The 19,444-nt window shown below is 46.7% G+C and carries 20 protein-coding genes and 1 tRNA gene; 11 read left to right on the top strand and 10 right to left on the bottom strand.

The genetic code is table 11. The features are described from left to right. Positions 1 to 2: 2 nt before the first annotated feature. The gene (locus tag HQ865_RS21510) at positions 3 to 644 is read left to right on the top strand and encodes a response regulator transcription factor (protein ID WP_173416879.1); all 642 of its coding nucleotides are present in this window, start codon (positions 3 to 5) and stop codon (positions 642 to 644) included. Between the two features lie 8 nt (positions 645 to 652). On the opposite strand, the gene HQ865_RS21505 is transcribed toward HQ865_RS21510, so the two are convergent. The 3 genes from HQ865_RS21505 to HQ865_RS21495 form a co-directional block, all read right to left on the bottom strand. Then, positions 653 to 1,771, bottom strand: coding sequence for a DUF4407 domain-containing protein (locus HQ865_RS21505; RefSeq protein ID WP_173416878.1), 1,119 nt, complete (start codon positions 1,769 to 1,771; stop codon positions 653 to 655). Between the two features lie 116 nt (positions 1,772 to 1,887). Beyond that, positions 1,888 to 2,652 (bottom strand): carboxylesterase family protein, encoded by a 765-nt coding sequence (locus HQ865_RS21500; protein ID WP_173416877.1) that lies wholly within the window; start codon positions 2,650 to 2,652, stop codon positions 1,888 to 1,890. A gap of 17 nt (positions 2,653 to 2,669) precedes the next feature. Further along, positions 2,670 to 3,473, bottom strand: a complete 804-nt coding sequence (locus HQ865_RS21495; RefSeq protein WP_173416876.1) for an SDR family oxidoreductase — start codon at positions 3,471 to 3,473, stop codon at positions 2,670 to 2,672. A gap of 121 nt (positions 3,474 to 3,594) precedes the next feature. On the opposite strand from HQ865_RS21495, the gene HQ865_RS21490 reads away from it, so the two are divergent. The 3 genes from HQ865_RS21490 to HQ865_RS21480 are packed head-to-tail and all read left to right on the top strand — an operon-like array spanning position 3,595 to position 5,164. Next, the gene (locus HQ865_RS21490; protein WP_173416875.1) at positions 3,595 to 3,930 is read left to right on the top strand and encodes an ArsR/SmtB family transcription factor; all 336 of its coding nucleotides are present in this window, start codon (positions 3,595 to 3,597) and stop codon (positions 3,928 to 3,930) included. After that, positions 3,917 to 4,363, top strand: a complete 447-nt coding sequence (locus tag HQ865_RS21485; protein WP_173416874.1) for an SRPBCC domain-containing protein — start codon at positions 3,917 to 3,919, stop codon at positions 4,361 to 4,363. Before HQ865_RS21490 ends, HQ865_RS21485 begins: the two co-directional genes overlap by 14 nt. Positions 4,364 to 4,384: 21 nt before the next feature. Then, positions 4,385 to 5,164 (top strand): alpha/beta fold hydrolase, encoded by a 780-nt coding sequence (locus HQ865_RS21480; protein WP_173416873.1) that lies wholly within the window; start codon positions 4,385 to 4,387, stop codon positions 5,162 to 5,164. Positions 5,165 to 5,321: 157 nt separating this feature from the next. Here the strand turns inward: HQ865_RS21480 and der are convergent, their stop codons facing one another. Both der and era read right to left on the bottom strand, forming a co-directional pair. Further along, positions 5,322 to 6,623 (bottom strand): ribosome biogenesis GTPase Der, encoded by a 1,302-nt coding sequence (gene der / locus HQ865_RS21475; protein ID WP_173416872.1) that lies wholly within the window; start codon positions 6,621 to 6,623, stop codon positions 5,322 to 5,324. A 148-nt stretch (positions 6,624 to 6,771) separates the two neighbouring features. Next, entirely contained in the window at positions 6,772 to 7,650 is an 879-nt protein-coding gene (era, locus tag HQ865_RS21470) for a GTPase Era (protein WP_173416871.1), read from the bottom strand. A 143-nt stretch (positions 7,651 to 7,793) separates the two neighbouring features. Between era and HQ865_RS21465 the strand changes: the two genes are divergently transcribed. Together HQ865_RS21465 and HQ865_RS21460 are read left to right on the top strand one after the other, a co-directional pair. Further along, positions 7,794 to 7,866, top strand: a tRNA-Met gene (locus HQ865_RS21465). A 709-nt stretch (positions 7,867 to 8,575) separates the two neighbouring features. Further along, a complete protein-coding gene (locus HQ865_RS21460; RefSeq protein WP_173416870.1) occupies positions 8,576 to 9,808 on the top strand; it encodes a hypothetical protein in 1,233 nt (410 codons plus the stop codon). Between the two features lie 63 nt (positions 9,809 to 9,871). On the opposite strand, the gene HQ865_RS21455 is transcribed toward HQ865_RS21460, so the two are convergent. Then, on the bottom strand, positions 9,872 to 10,108 hold the full coding sequence (locus HQ865_RS21455) for a hypothetical protein (protein ID WP_173416869.1): 237 nt from the start codon (positions 10,106 to 10,108) through the stop codon (positions 9,872 to 9,874). Between the two features lie 125 nt (positions 10,109 to 10,233). Between HQ865_RS21455 and HQ865_RS21450 the strand changes: the two genes are divergently transcribed. The 5 genes from HQ865_RS21450 to HQ865_RS21430 all read left to right on the top strand — a co-directional run bounded on the left by HQ865_RS21450 (position 10,234) and on the right by HQ865_RS21430 (position 15,165). Continuing rightward, entirely contained in the window at positions 10,234 to 10,833 is a 600-nt protein-coding gene (locus HQ865_RS21450; RefSeq protein ID WP_173416868.1) for a peroxiredoxin, read from the top strand. Between the two features lie 369 nt (positions 10,834 to 11,202). After that, positions 11,203 to 11,598, top strand: coding sequence for a DUF3574 domain-containing protein (locus HQ865_RS21445; protein ID WP_173416867.1), 396 nt, complete (start codon positions 11,203 to 11,205; stop codon positions 11,596 to 11,598). 9 nt (positions 11,599 to 11,607) lie between these two features. Further along, a complete protein-coding gene (pelA, locus tag HQ865_RS21440; RefSeq protein WP_202020413.1) occupies positions 11,608 to 12,651 on the top strand; it encodes a pectate lyase in 1,044 nt (347 codons plus the stop codon). Between the two features lie 88 nt (positions 12,652 to 12,739). Then, positions 12,740 to 13,879 carry an acyl-CoA dehydrogenase gene (locus HQ865_RS21435; protein ID WP_173416866.1) on the top strand — a complete coding sequence of 380 codons (1,140 nt, stop codon included), beginning with the start codon at positions 12,740 to 12,742 and terminating at the stop codon, positions 13,877 to 13,879. Positions 13,880 to 13,947: 68 nt separating this feature from the next. After that, a complete protein-coding gene (locus HQ865_RS21430; RefSeq protein WP_173416865.1) occupies positions 13,948 to 15,165 on the top strand; it encodes a peroxiredoxin family protein in 1,218 nt (405 codons plus the stop codon). A gap of 138 nt (positions 15,166 to 15,303) precedes the next feature. On the opposite strand, the gene HQ865_RS21425 is transcribed toward HQ865_RS21430, so the two are convergent. From HQ865_RS21425 to kaiC, 4 genes are read right to left on the bottom strand one after another with little or no spacing between them, the layout of a single operon-like run. Continuing rightward, on the bottom strand, positions 15,304 to 16,968 hold the full coding sequence (locus HQ865_RS21425; protein ID WP_173416864.1) for a PAS domain-containing sensor histidine kinase: 1,665 nt from the start codon (positions 16,966 to 16,968) through the stop codon (positions 15,304 to 15,306). A gap of 6 nt (positions 16,969 to 16,974) precedes the next feature. Then, a complete protein-coding gene (locus HQ865_RS21420; RefSeq protein ID WP_237073528.1) occupies positions 16,975 to 17,295 on the bottom strand; it encodes a circadian clock KaiB family protein in 321 nt (106 codons plus the stop codon). Next, complete coding sequence (locus HQ865_RS21415) at positions 17,292 to 17,591, bottom strand: circadian clock KaiB family protein (RefSeq protein WP_173416863.1); 300 nt, start codon at positions 17,589 to 17,591, stop codon at positions 17,292 to 17,294. Before HQ865_RS21415 ends, HQ865_RS21420 begins: the two co-directional genes overlap by 4 nt. Further along, positions 17,588 to 19,342, bottom strand: coding sequence for a circadian clock protein KaiC (gene kaiC, locus HQ865_RS21410; RefSeq protein ID WP_173416862.1), 1,755 nt, complete (start codon positions 19,340 to 19,342; stop codon positions 17,588 to 17,590). Before kaiC ends, HQ865_RS21415 begins: the two co-directional genes overlap by 4 nt. Positions 19,343 to 19,444 lie beyond the last annotated feature (102 nt).

Raw genomic sequence — 19,444 nt, 5'->3', positions numbered from 1 at the left:
ATATGCAAACAGAACCTATTTTAATTGCCATAGTAGATGATCATACGCTTTTTCGGAATGGCGTACATGCCCTGATGAGCGAATTTGATGAACTAAAAGTGGTGTTTGAAGCAGACAACGGCAAGCAACTACAGCAAATGTTGCCAAAGCACGCGCTACCGCAAGTTGTGTTGATGGATATTAACATGCCCGAAATGGACGGGTATGATGCTACAGCCTGGCTAAAAGCAAAATACCCCCAGATAAAGGTATTGGCCCTTAGTATGTTTGAGGATGACAAAGCCGTGTTGCGCATGATCCGCAGCGGTGCCAGCGGTTATGTGCTAAAGGAATCGAAGCCCAGGGAATTACTGGAGGCCATAAAAACCATTGTAAACAAAGGGGTATACATTAACGAACTGGTTTCGGGCAAGTTGATACGCAGCGTAGCCGGAGCCGGTGATAGCCCCGAGTTAACCGCCAAAGAGCTGGAGTTTTTAAAACTGGCCTGCTCCGAATTAACCTATAAGGAAATAGCCGATAAAATGTTCATCAGCCCACGTACAGTTGATAATTACCGCGAATCGTTATTCCAGAAACTCAATCTCAAATCGCGCACCGGCTTGGTGCTGTACGCCATACAGAACGAGATATTTAAGTTTTAAACGGCATCCTACTCGTAACTGTGCCGCTCAAAATCATAGTCTGATTGCGCGGTGATGATGCGCTTTCGCCGGGAAATGTCGGTATCAAGGCCATGGTCGTAAGTGTTGTCGGTAACGGCTATATCACGGTCTTTGTCCTTTTCGGCAAAATAGGTATTGGCTTCGGCGGTTTTTGCCAGCGCGGTATCATACGGCCCTTTGGGCGACATCAGCTTTACAAAAACAGGTAAGCATTCAAACAAAATAAACAGGTAGCCGATAAAGGATATGGCCAGGTAAGTATCCAGGTCGCGCGTACCGTTCTCGTTGTATGATAGTTGCCCCAATGCCCAGTTCCGGTCGGCAAAACCGGCAATAGCGGTCAGGCTGTCCAGTTGCTTTGGGGTAAATAAGCGCAGATCGTTCAAGCCCTCAAACTGTTTACGGCCGGCCAGGTACTGGTCCATTTTGCCCATATCGTCGGTAACGGTTTTCAGGCGGTTTTGCTTTTCAATTAGCACCCCCTCTTTTTGCTTGGCGTAAGTGCCATAGCCTGTAATGCCCGATGTTTGGTTGGTTTTATCGCCAAAAACCTCCTGGTTAAGCTGGTAGCGCGAGCGGTTAATATCCTTTTCTAACGAGTCCTTTTCCTTTTTCAGGTCGGCGTTCTTCGTTAGCTCCATGGCATATTTTTGCTGATAGGTTTTTTGCAGGGTATCTATCTTGCGGTTTTGCCCCTTAAGGTACGATGAGCGCAGTTTTTGGCGGATCTCTTTATCAAAGATCTTCAGTTCCAGCGGGCGCGATATCACCACGCCTATCATAATAGCCAGCAAAATACGGGGCGATGCCTGCATGATCTGCTGATTGGTAGTGCCTTCTTTGTTAATGCTGGATACAATGTAGCGGTCCATATTAAAAATGGCCGTACCCCAAAGCAAGCCGAACAGGATGGCAAAGCCAACGGCAAAAGCACTGCCGCTAAACACAAAGTACATGGCATAACCGCCCGATAAAGCGGCAAACAAAGCGGTAAAAAATATGGTAGCCCCTATGCCTACATACTTATTATGCTCGATAGGGTATTTTTTTAAAGTATCTACATGCGCCCCTGAACAGAACCAGAAGAAGCGGGTAATTTTTTTCATTCAGAACTAATTTCTACTATGAAACGCTTTTAAGGCGCTATTGTTACAGATAGTACAGAATATTAAGTTAATATAAACATAAAATCATTACCCGGCGGCATCCATACGGCCCGTATTTAAGGTCGTTTTTGCGCGAAAAGCCAGTCGAACAAGCCCGGCTGGCTATAGGCCTGCATCCAGATGTTATGCTTAGCGCCGGGAAACTCGGTATAAATGGGCTTGCCTCCCTGCTTTTTCAGCGCGCCGATCATCATGCGCGAATATCTCACATTATTCACCTCGTCCTGATCGCCGTGGAAGGCCCATACCGGTATTTTGTGTATAAGCCTGGCTTTGGCTGTATCCGATACCGAACAAATTGGTATAGCGGCGGCAAATAACTCCGGCTGCCGAGTCAAAAAATCAAATGTACCTTCGCCACCCATAGAGTAGCCCATAATGTAGACGCGTTTTTTATCGATAGGTAATTGGCTGATAAGGATATCAAGCTGTGCAAAAGCGGCACGGGCGCTGGGTGTCGGCAGATCAGTAGCCTGCAAACTTTCGGGAAAACCCGGGAACTTAACCCATACATCCTTCTTCGCGCATTGCGGAACCAAAATAAAGCAGGGGTATTTTTCACGCCCGATAGGATCCGTCAAAGCCTGGGGTACACCGGCCAGCGGGCTTTCATTATCCTTACCGCGTTGCCCTGCCCCATGCAGGAACAATACAATGGGATATTTCTTATGCTGATCGTAATGCAGCGGATACAATAAGCGATATGGCAAGCTATCTGTGCCTGAAACATACACCGCTTTGGTGAAAGATGGAACCTCCTGCGCCCGCAGAGGCAGGTATCCAGCCAATATAAAAGCAAGTACGACCTGGTATTTCTTCATCGTTTTTATTTGCTGATCTATTTCGGCTCTCGCCCCGGCATCATACGGATGAGTAAATTAGGCAGGAAACGATTAACGAAAAGCGCCAGCCGTTCTTCGCCAAGCCGGCCGATGTAGGCTTCGTACGTTCCCTTGCTGATGGCTTTAACGATCTGTTCGGCCGCTTTGTCTGCCGGGTAGCCATTATCAATTTCCTGCGATACCGCGCCGAATGTGCCCCCATCGCCGGTAACAGCCGATTGGTAGATCGCCGTACGGATATAGCCCGGTGTAAGTACAGTAACCTTTATGCCTTGCAGACTAACCTCGGCCCGCAAACAATCGAAATAGCCATGCAGCGCATGCTTAGCCGCTGCATAAGCCGCCCGCATAGGGGTGCCTATTTTGCCCATCACGCTGCTGGTTACTACAAAATGACCAGAACGGCGCGAAAGAAAATGCGGCAAAAGTGCCTTGGTTAGTATGATGTAACTAAAATAATCCAACTCCATCACCCGGCGGTGCACTTCAATATCGGTATCGGCCACCAACGAACGTTGTGTGATGCCGCCGTTATGCACCATGATATCTACCTGCCCGAAAAGTGCGATAGCCACCGCTACTTTTGCTTCAAGACCGGCGCTGTCGGTTAGATCCAAGGGTAATACTTTTACCTGTTCAGGTTGCTGGCAGTTTGCTTTCACGCGCTCCAACTCGTTCTCCCTGCGGCTGGATAGGATGAGTTTAGCCCCGCGCGCAGATAAAGCGTAGGCCAACGCCTCGCCGATGCCGGATGATGCCCCGGTGATCCATACCACCTTATCTTTAAATGCTTGCTTCATGGCAAATATATCAAAGCCTGAAATTACTGATTGCCGGTTAAACATGCCTGCATCCTGAAAATAAATTTGCGCAAGTAAATACTTGCTTATATATTTGCAAGGAAATACTTGCGCATTTAAGATGAGAACCAGGAGAGACGTTTACCAGGCCATAGCCGAACCAACACGCCGCGCCATCATAAACATGATAGCTGCCGAACCGCAGAACGTGAATACCATTGCCGAAAAGTTTGACGTAACCCGGCAGGCGATATCCCTGCATATAAAAATACTGACCGATTGTGGCCTGATCCACATTAAAAAGCAAGGCCGCGACCATGTTTGCGAAGCCCGCCTGGAGCAATTGGGCGAGGTAGCCGGTTGGATAGAGCAATACCGCCAGCACTGGGAACGCCGCCTGGATAAAATGGAACAATACATTGATCAATTAAAAAAAGAAAGAGATGGAAAACACTAAAGACCGCGAATTAAAGCTAACACGCCTGCTGGACGCACCCGTTGAACTGGTTTGGGAAGTTTGGGCCAGCCCCGAACATATTGCTAACTGGTGGGGGCCGGAAGGCTTTACCAACACTATCCATCACATGGATTTCCGCCCCGGCGGCGACTGGGAATTTACCATGCACGGCCCAGATGGCACCGATTATAACAACAAAAATACTTTTGTTGAAGTAGTAGAAAACCGACGTGTTGTTTACGAGCATGTATCGACCCCCAAGCACCTCACCACCGTAACTTTTGAAGCGCAGGGAGATAAAACAGTGCTTACCTGGCATATGCTTTTTGAATCGAGGGAGCAACTGGAACAGGTGGTAAAAGTGTTTAAGGCAGATGTTGGCTTGAAGCAAAATGTAGAACGCATGAACCAATACCTTATTAACCGGCAATAACAGCTATAAATTAGCATAATCATGGAAGCATCAATAAAAAACCACGCCCCGGTTAACGGGCTGCAAATGTATTACGAGATATACGGCGAAGGCAGTATGCCCCTTGTACTGGTACACGGCGGCGGCTCGACAATTGAAAGCTGTTTCAGCAAACTGATACCGCTGTTAAGCCGTCACACCAAAGTAATAGCCATAGAACTACAGGCTCATGGGCGTACCGGTGATCGCGACACTCCCGAGTCTTTTAAACAGGATGCCGATGATGTCGCCGGATTACTGAAGTATCTACAAATTGAAAAAGCCGATCTTTTAGGTTTTAGTAACGGCGGCACTACGGCATTGCAGGTAGCCATTCGCTACCCGGAAGTAGTTAATAAACTAATACCTGTATCCGCCGCTTACCGCCGCGATGGTTTTATGGATGGATTTTTTGAGGGCATGGCTAATGTTACTATCGATCACATGCCCGGTCAGCTGAAAGAGGCTTACCTGGCAGTTACGCCAAGTGCGGAAGGTTTGCAAACCATGTTTGAAAAAGACCGCCAGCGGATGGTAGATTTTAAGGACATCCCCGATGAATTATTGCAGGGCATTAAAGCGCCAACGCTATTTATGGTAGCGCAAAACGATGTGATGTCGGTTGAGCATACCTTGCAAATGGTGCGGCTGGTTGAGGGCTCGCAACTGGTGGTATTGCCCGGTATACATGGCGGCTTTATCGGCGAAGTGTGTACCGCAACGCCGGGTAGTAAAATGCCGGAAGTTACTGTGGGTATTGTGAGGGAGTTTTTGAAGGGGTAGCGGCGCACTTAAAAGTGCCGGCCTTGTGCGATTCCCTCCCATGGGGGAGATGTAGGGAGGGGTTTATACGATATACCTCGTGGCTAAACCCCTCCCTGCCATTTCACAAGCCTCCACACCCCTCCCGGGGGGAGGGAGCTTGCTTGGCTTTTCGTTATTACTTCTGCCTGAAGAATATCTGCACCGGCACCCCGGTAAAATCAAAATTCTCGCGCAGTTTGTTCTCAATGAAACGGATATACGATTCTTTAACGTACTGCGGCAGGTTGCAGAAGAACGCGAACATGGGCGATGTGCCTTTTATCTGCGTGATGTATTTTATCTTAACATACTTGCCTTTAATGGCCGGTGGCGGATAGCTTTCGATGATGGGCAACATTACATCATTAAGTTTTGATGTAGGGATCTTTTTAGCGCGGTTGGCGTAAACCCTGTTGGCCATTTCCAGCACTTTCAACACACGTTGTTTCTCGGTAACCGAGGTAAAAACGATAGGCACATCGGTAAACGGAGCCAGCTTCTGGCGGATGGTTTCCTCAAAAACCTTAACAGTTTTGGTGTTCTTTTCTATCAGGTCCCATTTGTTTACTACTACCACAATGCCTTTCTTGTTCTTTTCGGCCAGGTGAAAAATGTTTACATCCTGCGCTTCCAAACCTTCTACAGCATCCAGCATCAGTACAACCACATCGGCCTCTTCCATGGCTTTAATGGTACGCATTACCGAATAGAACTCGATATTCTCCTTTACCTTGGTTTTTTTACGTAACCCGGCGGTGTCAATCAGCATAAACTCGTGGCCGTACTGGTTGTAGTGGATATGGATACTATCGCGCGTGGTACCGGCAATTGGGGTAACAATGTTACGATCTTTACCTATCAACGAGTTAATGATAGATGATTTACCAACGTTAGGTCGGCCAACAATGGCGTATTTAGGCAGGGTGTTCTCCTCTACTACGTCATCATCAAAGGTTTTTACTACCTCGTCCAGCAGTTCGCCGGTGCCACTGCCACTCATTGATGAGATGTTATAGATCTCGCCTAAACCAAGACTGTAGAAGATGCTGGCATCCGACTGTAGCAGGCCATGATCTACCTTGTTCACTACCACAAACACCGGCTTTTTGCCTTTGCGCAATATGTTAGCTATTTCGTCGTCCAAATCGGTAATGCCGGTGGTAACATCAACCACAAACAGGATAACGGTAGCCTCTTCAATAGCGATATTTACTTGCTCGCGAATAGCTGCTTCAAAAACATCATCGCTGTTGGCTACGTAGCCGCCGGTATCAATAACGGTAAAGTTACGGCCCACCCATTCGGCCACACCATAATGACGGTCGCGTGTTACGCCGCTAAAATCGTCTACAATGGCCTTGCGGCTTTCGGTTAAACGATTGTATAAGGTTGATTTACCAACGTTGGGCCTGCCTACTATGGCTACTATGTTACTCATTTTCTTTAAGATATGAGATTTGAGATATGAGATTTGAGATTACTCTCAACTCAACACAAATCGGGGTTATTATATAGGTCAGATTTGATTAGATAAAGCTACGCAAGTTCTGTCTCACATCTCACATCTAATATCTCAAATCTGAACCTTAATCTTCGTACCCGAATTTTTTCAGGTAATTTTTTTTGCTGCGCCAGTCGTCTATTACTTTAACAAACATCTCCAGGAAGATCTTTTTCTGGTAAAATTCCTCCATCGACCGGCGGGCGTAGGTGCCAACAATCTTCAGCATGCTGCCGCCCTGGCCAATAATGATATTTTTTTGCGATTCGCGCTCAACGATGATCTCGGCACTGATGCGATATATATTCTCCTCTTCCTTAAAAGCGGTGATCACTACCTCGGTGCTGTAGGGAATTTCTTTTTTATATTGCTTAAACACCTGCTCGCGAATCATTTCCGAAGCGAAGAAGCGGTCGTTACGGTCAGTCAGCGCATCCTTTTCGTAATAAGCAGGATGTTCGGGCATCTGCTCTACAATAAATTCCAGCAGGTGCTGCGTGTTTGGGAACTTCAGTGCTGAAATTGCGAAAACCGCCAGCGGCTTCAGCTTTTCGTTCCAGTAATCTACCTTTTGCTTTACGGTTTCCGGGTCGCTTTGGTCTATTTTATTGATCAATACAACAACCGGCGCCAGCGAGCTTTCCAAACGGCGCATTACGTCTTCCTCTTCGTGCTGTTCGTTAATATCGGTCATCAGCAATATCAGGTCGGCATCTACTATCGATCCCTGTACCTGGTGCATCATGCTCTCGTGCAGGGCATAGTGCGGCTTGATGATGCCGGGGGTATCCGAAAATACCACCTGGTAATCGTCGGTATTAACGATACCCAGTATACGGTGGCGTGTGGTTTGCGCCTTAGGGGTGATGATGGACATCTTTTCGCCCACAAGCGCGTTCATTAATGTGGATTTACCCGCATTAGGCTTGCCGATGATGCTTACAAAACCCGCCCTATGACTCATAAAAAATATTTTAAAATTTTATTTGGACTGCAAAGAAACGAATTATATCTTTGCAGTCCAATTAAAACGGAGTGCAAATTGCATTTTTGACAATTGGAAAAACATTTCGGGGTTATGTCCGTTATGTAGAATACCAAAAATAGTGCGGGATGGAGCAGTTGGTAGCTCGTCGGGCTCATAACCCGAAGGTCGTAGGTTCGAGTCCTGCTCCCGCTACCGAAGAGGACAAAGAGGCATAGTCGAGGTTTAACTCGGGTATGCCTCTTCTTTTTTTACTGATAATTTGCTGTAAATAAGCAATATATAAAAACACTGAATTTATTCGCTCGGTTCGACACCCATCACTTGGGCGATGGTAGAAAATTCCCTTTGGAAAGATCAAGTATTGGATGTTTTGCTTTAAGACATAATCACCTCTCAGCCATGCTAAACGCAGTTTTGAAGCGAAATTGATAGGCTTACGATGTTCTAATGCCCATAATAATGCCTCGGTATATTTTGTTTCATTAACATTATCGATGGGTGATAATGAATTGTAAGGTTGTATTTCGACTTCCGCGGTTACAATAGCTTTATTATACTGTTTTTGAAGAAAACGGATGAGCTTGCTCAGTAAATTTAACAGGAAGGCCTTCATGTGAAAAGTCTAAGGTTTAACGATTTATGTGCAGCCCAATTTACCATCTTTTTATCAAAGCTACATATAACTAAAAAGCATTATGATTTTTAATCTCGCTTGCTTTTTTAATTCTTTCATCTTACCTTAGAGTTAAGGAATCGAGCGCCCCAGTTGTGAGTGACTGAAACGCGAGGCTAATTCAAATACGACAAGCCTACAGCAAAATTTTGTTAAATCTGCTGGCATAGGTTGTGTTTAAACACTCTCGACAATCATTTAAAGTCCAGCCTTTAACTTAAAAATGCTATGGAGCACATTACTAAACTATGCGCCGATTCTCTGCGCGCATTTTGTCTTAACAAATTCGGTATTCAATTAAAATCTTCGCACGCTCACGAGCTGGTAGCGGCTTATTTTGGCTATTCTTCACGTGCAGCTTTACTTGCGGACACAAAATGTTCAATTGGCAATTTAAGACATGCCGAATTTATTGTTCTAACCCCGACAGCCCCAATTAGGGAACGTAGAAGCAAGCTCAACGGACTTCCGCAAGATCTGCCTGAAGATTTGGCAGAAGGGGTTTACCTGCCTCTTTACGATGAAAAACTGATTTTGCATACCATTTGGCCAACATTGGAAGAACTGGGAAAAGCCCTTGCCGACCAACATCTGAAGTCAAAACCTGCTTATTTTAGTGATCAGAAAATCCAAAAACATGGTGTAAAGTTAGAATTTGAAAACGACTTAGTCGCCATAGTCGTTTTCCGAGAATATGTTTCCCCCTACCTAACGCTAGCATCAGGTAAAAACGTGCTGCGGGGAGTTGTTGATGTATACAATATTAAACGAATAGCAGGTTATATCGGCTACGTTAAGACGGATCACTACTCTACAGAAGCGGACACTTTAGAAGCGGCTATTGTAAAGATGAGGGATATCCACCACCAAATTATTACAAGTCCGCAAGCAATTAATGCGATGAAAGCCCATGAAGAAGCTGAAATTAGCTTCTCAGCTTGGTTAGCAAAGCAAAAGAACAGAGATACTCCTTTGGGCGATTTGGCAATCAAAAGAGGTTTTGCAGATAAGAGCGAGGGGTGGCCTATATATAGTAGCCTTAAAGAATACCAAGCTTTTTTGACAAGCAATCATCCACCGCGTGGGTCAATGGCAACCTTGGAAAGAGCTTGGAAATCATATCAGAGTTATTTGCGAAAAAAACAATCACCGAGTTCTAATAAACAAGTAAAAAAATCTGTTCCAAAAAAAGATGACGCACGCACTGTCGTATCAGTTAAAAAGGCAATTCCATTATCCTACGACAAACGATCAATAGAAAAATTTAGTCCAGGAGATGCTGCGTGGATTTCATGGGACGGAAAGAAAGCTATTCCGGTGAGTGTCCTTGAAGTTGATGAAAGTCACTATTCCGTTAAAGTCGAAAGTCCACGTAAAATGGCAGGCAATACCCACAGCTTATTTTTAGATGAAGTAAGGAGTAGCCCTGAACTTGCTTGCGAAAACCTTGTAACGCGTTAGTGTTAATAGTTCCCGATAACCTTGTATTAAACCCGCTTCTATCAAAGAGAAGCGGGTTTTTCTTTAGACCGTGCCATTCTTTTTGAGATCAACTCTTTTTGCAAAACGTTTGGTATCATCACTGGTAGTAAATTTTATTCGATTGATAGCGAGTTCCATAAACTCTTCTGCATTTTCAATAGCTTGTAAATCAGCAAAAAAGTTAGACCTTTGTCCTGTAGGGACTACCTCATCAAGTTTAAAAGCCTCAAGTCGAAAGATTTGAGGCTTTTTTGTTGCATTTGGTGTGGACTTGAGCATGCCACAAAAAATTAGCTTTACGACACCATCCCCACGGTAAAATTTTAATGACCAGTAAACCTATTCCCTGTTTCAATCGTAGCTTTAATAAATAACAGTATTACTGAAATCAAAATTATTTAGTCATGTCAAAAAAATATTATTACGTGTCTTTCTTAATCTTCAGCTTATGTTTGATAAGCCAACTTGGCCTCGCGCAAGCTAAAATGTTATCAAAAGGCGATGTGGCGCCGGTGTTCACAGCCAAAGCAAGTTTAGCGGGCAAAGATTTTAGTTTTTCGCTAAAACAAGCACTGGCCAAAGGCCCGGTGGTGGTTTATTTCTATCCGTCTGCCTATACTGGCGGCTGCGATGCTGAAGCTCATGAATTTGCCGAACAAAAAGATAAATTTACAGCGGCAGGAGCTACTATCATCGGTGTATCAGGAGACGATATACAGCGACTGAATACATTTTCTGCTGATCCTGATTATTGTGCAGGCAAGTTCATCGTTGCGTCAGACGCCGAAGGTAAGATTGCCGAAACATACGGCCTGGTCATGTCGCAGCCAAAGCTTGGAATGAAAGATATACGTGGGGCTGAACTCAACCACGGCTTCATTCCCCGTACTACTTATGTTATCGGTAAAGACGGTAAAATTATAGCAGTGTTTTCATCAACAACCGATCATATTTCAGCAGTTCAACACGTTGAAAAATCCCTGGCTGTTGTAAAGGCATTGTAGTTTACAACAGATGAGCAATATTTGTCGTGCTGCAGGTAGCTGAAAAATTCGAAGTTTATTATTTTTCGCTCTCCTATTAGATATAAAGCCCCTCAGTGAAACCTGGGAGGCTTTTTTGTTGGAGATCATCTAAAAATAAGCAGACAATTCGGCCCCGGAAGCTGGCGCACACGCGCCTCAATTTGTTTTATACTTAACAAACCTTCCAAGAGGTCTGATATTTGGCGTGTTCCTCCTGCCTGATCAAGCTTAAAACCCTTTGACCGGAAGATCGGAGGCTTTTTGCATTAAGGGATTTTGTAATTTAGCCCTGTTGGCAACATCGGCACAACCAAAATTTCTTACCTTTCCCTAATCAAAATCCATGTAATGAAAGCCTACGTGCAATTAATCACCATAGCATGTTGTATCAGCCTTACGGGTTGCGCCACTATGCAACGCACCGATCTTTACTTTGGGCGCACTATTCCGGGTGGCGGGCAGGTAACCGATGAGCAATGGAAAAACTTTAGCGATAGTGTGATCAGCCGTTATTTCCCCGAGGGTTATACCGAGGTGGCGGCTACAGGCCGCTGGAGGGACACTCAAACCAAAGAAACGATAACAGAGCCTTCTGTGGTAGTTACGTTTTTGGGGAAAGCAAGCGCGCGGCGCAATGCCGCTTTAGATAGCGTTACCCGGCAATACATCCGCGGCTTTCATCAGCAAAGCGTGTTGCGTGCCGATAGTAAAACCCGGATAAGGTTTATAGAAAAAACACCATAACATCAAATAATGAATACCCCCAACAACACCATTAAAACCTTGCTGGCCCTGGCCATGGGATGCGTTGCCCTACACAGCCAGGCACAGGATATACAGGCCGATAACATGTTGCTTTTTCAACGCGCAAACGGAGGCTGGTCTAAACAATACCATGGCAAGGCTTTTAGCTATAATATGCAGCTAACAGATTCCTTGCGAAAAGATATCGCCACCGAAGCCTCGCACGATGATGCCAATATCGATAATGAATCGACAAAAAAGGAGATCCGATATTTAGTTAAAGCGTATAAAAACTATCATAACCCCAAATACCTGCAGGCGGCTGAGCGCGGCATCAGGTACCTGTTGGCTATGCAATATGCAAACGGCGGCTTCCCGCAATACTATCCCGAAAAACTGCTGTACCGGGCCGAGATCACGTTTAACGATAACGCCATGATCAACGCGCTGAATGTGCTGCAGGATGTGGTTTTAAAACAGAATGATATGGAGGTTGTGGACCCTAAGCTGATACCGCCCTGCACCGATGCCATCAAACGCGGCGTACAATGTATCCTGAAAACCCAAATCAAAGTTAATGGAAAACTTACGGCCTGGTGCCAGCAGTACGACCAGGTAACGCTGCAACCAGCCAAGGCCCGGGCGTATGAATTGCCTTCGCTCAGCGGATCGGAAACGGTGGGCATCGTCAATTTTTTAATGAGCCAGCCCAATCCATCGCCCGAAATAAAAACCGCGGTAAGTGCCGCAGTGGCCTGGCTGCAGGATGTTAAAATTGAGGGCTTTAAATTTACGGCTGTTCCCGCATCCGGTACGCCCAAAGGATCGAACCGGGAACTGGTCCCCACAAAAGATGCCCCGCCATTGTGGGCCCGTTACTACGAGATAAGCACCAACAAACCCTTCTTTTGCGACCGGGACGGCATCAAAAAATATTCGGTAGCGGAGATAGGTTACGAACGCCGGAATGGTTACGCCTGGTACGGCAACTGGGCCGGGGGCCTGCTGAAAAAGGATTACCCGGAGTGGGTGAAAAAATGGGACAAGGGTTAATGGGAGTGTATCGGGTTTAATAATTTTCAAAATACATTTTGCTATGCGTGCATAATATTTATTTTTGTGCTACTTAATAAGCCAATCCATGCATTTCGAATTTACAGAAGAACAAATAATGATACGCCAGGCCGCGCGCGATTTCGCGCAGAATGAGCTGAAGCCCGGTGTGATAGAACGCGACGAACACCAGAAATTCCCGGCTGAGCAGGTTAAAAAGCTGGGCGAACTGGGTTTCCTGGGGCTAATGACATCGCCAAATTACGGTGGCAGCGGTATGGATGCTGTGAGCTACGTGCTGGCTATGGAAGAGCTATCAAAGGTCGACGCCTCGGCCTCGGTTGTGGTATCGGTAAACAATTCGCTGGTATGCTATGGGTTGGAGAAATATGGCAACGAGGAGCAAAAGCAAAAATACCTGGTACCACTGGCCAGCGGCGAGGTGATCGGTGCCTTCTGCTTGTCTGAACCAGAGGCCGGCAGCGATGCGACATCACAGCGCACCACCGCCATTGACATGGGCGACCATTACCTGCTGAACGGTACCAAAAACTGGATCACCAACGGGAACAGCGCATCAACTTATATCGTTATCGCCCAAACAGATGTGGCTAAGGGGCACAAGGGTATCAACGCGCTGATCGTAGAAAAGGGCATGCCCGGCTTTACGGTTGGCCCGAAGGAAAATAAATTGGGCATCCGCGGGTCGGATACGCATTCGCTGATGTTTACCGATGTTAAAGTACCTAAGGAGAACCGCATTGGCGAGGATGGCTTCGGCTTTAAGTTTGCCATGGCCACGCTTGAGGGCGGCCGCATTGGTATTGCCGCGCAGGCCCTGGGTATCGCTTCGGGCGCGTACGAGCTGGCTGTGGCTTACGCTAAGGAGCGTAAAACCTTCGGCAAGCCAATTGCCGAGCACCAGGCCATCCAGTTTAAACTGGCCGATATGGCTACGCAGATAGAGGCCGCCCGCTTGCTTTGCTTAAAAGCGGCCTGGTTAAAGGATAATCACCAGCCTTATGGCCGCGCCAGCGCTACGGCGAAGTTGTTCGCGTCGCAGGTGGCTATGGATACTACCGTGGAGGCGGTGCAGATACACGGCGGTTACGGTTTTGTGAAGGAATACCATGTAGAGCGCCTGATGCGCGATGCCAAGATCACCCAGATATACGAGGGTACATCAGAAATTCAGAAGATCGTCATTTCGCGCGATATATTGAAATAGTTACATAAAGAAGATACCCTGCTGATAAAAGAATACTAATTTAGTAGGGTATCTTTTTTATGTAAACAATGATAAAACGCATTTGCCTGTTAGCACTGGTGGCTGTTGCCACTGCCGCCTGTGTACATACCCCTCAAAAACTACAAACCGGTATCTGGCGCGGCGCGCTGAAAATGAAGACCGGCGAGGAACTGCCCTTTAACTTTGAAGTGAAGGATACTGCCGGAAAGCAGCAGCTAAGTATTATTAACGGCGCCGAACACTTCCTGGTGCCCGATGTGCGGCTGGATGGGGATTCGGTATTTATCCACATGCCTTTGTTCGATTCGGAATTTAAACTGAAACAGCAGGATGGCAAACTGGAGGGCAAATGGATAAAGCACCTGGCCCAAAAAGACAGCGAACTTGACTTTACCGCTACGCCCGGACAAGCGTACCGCTTTTTCGAATCGCCTGATAAACCTGCGGCCGATGTAAGCGGGCGCTGGAGTGCGGTATTTACCAGCGATGGCGTGCGCGATACCACTGTTGGCGAGTTTAAGCAGGCCGGCAATAAGGTTACCGGCACTTTCCTAACCACCACCGGCGATTATCGTTATCTTGAAGGTGCTGTAAATGGCGACAAGTTATACTTGTCGTGCTTTGACGGCGGCCACGCTTTCTTGTTCAGTGCCGATGTTAAGGATAGTGTTACCCTGAAGAACGGCAAATTTGGTACAGACACCTGGGAGGCCGTAAAGAACGAAAAAGCCAAACTGCCCGATGCCTACTCGCTAACCGCGCTGAAACCCGGCTATAAAAAGCTTGAATTTACCTTTAAAGATATTAAGGGCAATAAGGTTTCCCTTAGCGACGATCGCTTTAAAAACAAGGTAGTTATTGTTCAGTTTATGGGGTCGTGGTGCCCTAATTGCATGGACGAGACCAGCTACCTGGTGAATTATTACAAAAAATATCAGCCCAAAGGTGTAGAGATCGTTGGCCTGGCCTACGAGCGTACGGCAGATTTCGCCCGTTCGCAAAAAACTTTAGAGCAGTTAAAGGAGCGTTTTAATATCCCCTACACGCTATTAATTACCGGTTATACTAATAACAAGGCCGAAACGGCCAAAAGCCTGCCTATGCTGGCCAACTTTGTGGCATTCCCAACTACCATTATTATTGATAAAAAGGGCGATGTACGCAAAATACATACCGGCTTCAGCGGCCCCGGTACCGGCGAACATTATGTGGAGTTTGTCAACGAGTTTGAGAAGCTGACTGACGATTTGCTGGCGGAGAAGTAATTAAACACAAATGTCATTGCGAGCGATAGCGTGGCAATCTCGTAGTTAGTTTATATACGACGAGATTGCCACGTCGCGCAATCGCACATCCCCTTACACCGCTCCTCGCAATGACAATGAGATGTCTCGAAAGAGTAATTACCTCACCAACGGCAACTCAAAGTAAAACGTAGATCCCTGCCCCAAATGGCTTTCTACATGTATACTGCCCTTATGATTTTTAATGATCTCGGCCGAAATGTATAAACCCATGCCCAAACCGCTGGTGCTGTATGTTTTATCTTCCACGCGGTAAAAGCGCTCGAATATTTTTTCCTGTTGACCGGGTGAAAGGCCGATGCCCTCGTCGGTTACCGATACGCGTACATGGCCGTCCAGTGCTTTGGCTTTAACCATGATCCGGCTGCCCTCTTTAGAGTATTTGGCTGCGTTGCTGATAAAATTCATCAATACCTGTTCCAGCCTTTCGGGGTTGCCATGCACCATCAGGTTAGGTTCTACCTCGTGGTCAAATTGATATTCAGGATATATCTGCGCGGCATTTTCCACACCGGTACCCACCATGCCGGCCAGGTTAATGTCGGCCATTTGGTAGGTAAGGCGGCCGGCCTGTATTTTGCTCACGTCAAGCAGGTCGTTTATTAAATGGTGCAGCTTATCAATAGCTACATTGGCCTTGCTGATGTATTGTTTAATGGCATGGGGCACCGTTTCCTTATGATAGATATTCATAATTTGCAGGTAACCTTTCAGGCTGGTGAGCGGCGTTTTCAACTCGTGGCTGGCAATACCTATAAACTCATCCTTTTTATCCATAGCCCGCTTTTGGTCTTCGATATTGGTGGCAGTGCCTACCCAAAATAATATTTCGCCCTGGTCGTTTTTTAATGGGATAGCCCGGTTTAAGTGCCATTGGTAAGTGCCGTCGGCCTTGCGGTAGCGATTTTCTACCTCAAAAATATCACCGTGTTGCAGGGCTGCCAGGTAGCGTTCGGTAGTTAAGGGCAGATCGTCGGGGTGAATTACATCCTCCCATCCGCGGCCGGTAGCGGCATCGTGACTTAAGCCGGTATATTCGTACCAGCGCTGATTGTAAAAATTAAACGTGCCGCCGGGCAGGTTGGTCCAGGTCATTTGCGGGATATTATCCGTAAGCAACTTCAGGTATTCCCGGCTGATGGTCAGGTCCTTGGTGCGCTCCTTAACAGTTTCTTCCAGTTCGTCATTCAGCTTTTTGGTAAGCAGCTGGGCCGCCTCCAGTTGGTCGAACTGTAATTCAAGTTGCTGCTGAGATTCTTTCTGGGCACTCAGGTCGGTAACGATCACGCTCATTGCAACGGCACCATCAAACTCCATTATATTGCAGGATAGCAGGCAGGGCACCAGGGTGGTCATACGGCTTACAATAAGCAGTTCAACCTTGCAGTCCTTTTCCCAGGCGCCTTTGATGATCTCGGCAAGTTTTTCGTGCTCGCTTTGTAAGATAAAATTATCAAAAGAGCGGCCTATCACCTTTTCCAGCGGCAGGCCAACCAGTTGGGCAAATTTGCTGTTGCTGTATAGTATCACGCCATCGCGGTTAAGCGATATGGCGCCTTCGTTCATTTTCTCTACAAATACACGGTAGCTTTGGTCGGCGCTTTTTAGGGTGAATAGTTGCGGGCCATCGCTGCTGTTAACCACCAGCGCGTCTACACCGCCGTTACGAATGGCCTCGATCGCGTCGTTGGCTTCTTCCAGTTGCCAGCGCAGCTCGGTTATCTCATTTAAAAGTTCATGATATGATGGTTGTTGCTTTTCCATATCGCATTACACGGTAATCCTGAAACAATCCATTAATTTCTCTGTATCCGACAGATCGCCAATCAGGCGGCGTTCGGGTGCCGGGCTTTTCTTTATCAATAAAGGCAAGGCTATAATTTGTTCTTTTTGCGCAATCGCCGGTTGCTGGTGCACATCAACAATTTCCAGCCGGTATTTATCTTTTAAATATTTTTCGCAAAAGGCTTTAAGGTTATCTACAGCACGTACGGAGTTTGGCGAGGCCCCGGTTATAAACAGGCGCAGCACATACGTACCCTCGTCGTTTTTGTTATCCTTACCATCCGTCATCCACTGTTTTGGTTTCATTGGCTACTATGCGGGCGTATATTTAATCCCACTAAAACTTTCTCTTCGTTTGATAAATCGCCGATGATCTTCCGTATCGGTTCGGGTACTTTCCTAACTAATGTAGGCACGGCAAATATCTGGTCGCCTTCGGCCAGTTGCGGCTTTTCCAGCAGGTCAATCACCTCTATAACATACTGGCCCTTTAAATGTTCCTCGCAATATTTTTGCAGGTTGGCCAACGCGGTTATCGATTTTTGGGTTTTCCCTGCAACATACAGTCTCAACTCCCAGGTTTTGGATTTTACGGGTGTCATTGTTTTTTCCCTTTCTTTTTTTCCGGCGGGTTTTCAATGTCTTTGGTCTCCCGTCGCCGCTCCATAATTTCCTTTCGGGTTTTATCCATCACCTCTTTACGCAGCTCTTCTTCAAGGTAAACCTTATTTAATTCTTCCTCTACCGATTCAAACTCGGTTTGCAAACCGGCTATCTTCGATTCCAGCACTTTCCGTTTACGCATAATTTCGCGGTCCTTGCGGTTCAGCGCGTAATCGCGCAAGGCTTCGCCGGTATGTTCCCTCAATTGTTCCGCCTCCCGTGCCGACCCAGTCAGCACGCCGTCCGGACCCAGATACACGTCTACCAGGTTCAGGCCGTCATCGGTAATAATAAACTCGCGCACCTGGTTAGAGTGCTTCATCCCGCGCGATTTCATTACATACATGCCCCGGTTGCGCTCGCCGTTAAATTCAATATCGCGCACCAGCATCCAGGCATCCACTAATGATGATACGCCTTCATCGGTCTGCTCGTTCACCACGGTGTTTAAAGACAAGGCGGTAAACATTACCGTGATCTGTTCATTCATCAGGTAATCAATCAAACGCACCAGCATCGATTTTACTTCGCCTACCGAACCGATGGTGATCAGGTTGGTGATCGGGTCGAGGATTACCGTGTGGGGTTTGTTCTTGCGTATCTGTTTGTGCATAGCCACCAAATGCATCTCTAAGCCATATAATGTAGGCCTTGAGGCATGGAAGATCAGCATGCCGTTATCTATATATTGTTGCAGGTCCAACCCAATCGACCGCATATTACGCACAATTTGCGCGGGCGATTCTTCGAATGAGAAGTAAATACACTTTTCACCGCGCTTACAGGTTTCGGCAGCAAAGTAGCTGGCGATGCTGGTTTTACCCGTGCCTGCCGTGCCCGATACCAGGATGCTGCTGCCTTTAAAAAAGCCTTTGCCACCCAGCATCGAATCGAGTCCGGGTATGCCCGATGAGATACGGTTGGTTTGCACATCTTTCTCTAAATGCAGCGAAGTAACCGGCAATACCGAAATACCATCTTCATCAATCAGGAAAGGATATTCATTAGTTCCGTGTAACGATCCGCGATATTTTACTATCCTTAGCCTGCGGGTTGAGATCTGGTCGATCACCCGGTGGTCAAGCAGGATCACGCAATCCGATACATATTCTTCCAGGCCCTGGCGGGTGAGTTTTCCGTCGCCGCGTTCGCCTGTTACAATGGCTGTTACACCTTTATCTTTTAGCCAGTGAAAAAGGCGCACCAGTTCGGCGCGTAAAATGCGCTGGTTGGTAAGGCCCGAAAAAAGGTTCTCGATAGTATCCAGCACCACGCGCTTGGCGCCAATAGAATCGATAGCGTGCCCCAGGCGAATGAATAAGCCCTCCAGGTCGTACTCGCCGGTCTCTTCAATCTCCGTGCGCTCAATGTGTACGTGGTCTATCTTGATCTTCTTATCAGCTTGAAGTTTGTTCAGGTCGAAACCCAATGATGCCACGTTCATGGCCAGCTCATCGGCTTTTTCTTCAAAAGCCATAAATACGCCAGGTTCGTTATACTCGGTAGCCCCGCGTACAATAAACTCAAGCGATAGCAAGGTTTTGCCGCAGCCGGCATCGCCACATACCAGGGTTGGCCTGCCTTGGGGGAAGCCCCCGCCTGTAATTTCATCTAACCCCGTAATTCCGGAGGCAACCTTAGGTAAGGTTTGCCTTGTTTTTTCTTTTTCGGTTCCCCGCGACTTACTCATTTTTCAAAGGTTTCTTAGAACTATAAATATGCCTGTTTATTTTCTAAATAAATAATATGGTTTACTAAAAGGTACAACCTGTGGTAATAAATTTAACCCGCA

The sequence above is a fragment of the Mucilaginibacter mali genome (assembly GCF_013283875.1).
Taxonomy (GTDB): Bacteria; Bacteroidota; Bacteroidia; order Sphingobacteriales; family Sphingobacteriaceae; genus Mucilaginibacter; species Mucilaginibacter mali.
This window is presented reverse-complemented; position numbering and strand designations above follow the sequence as displayed.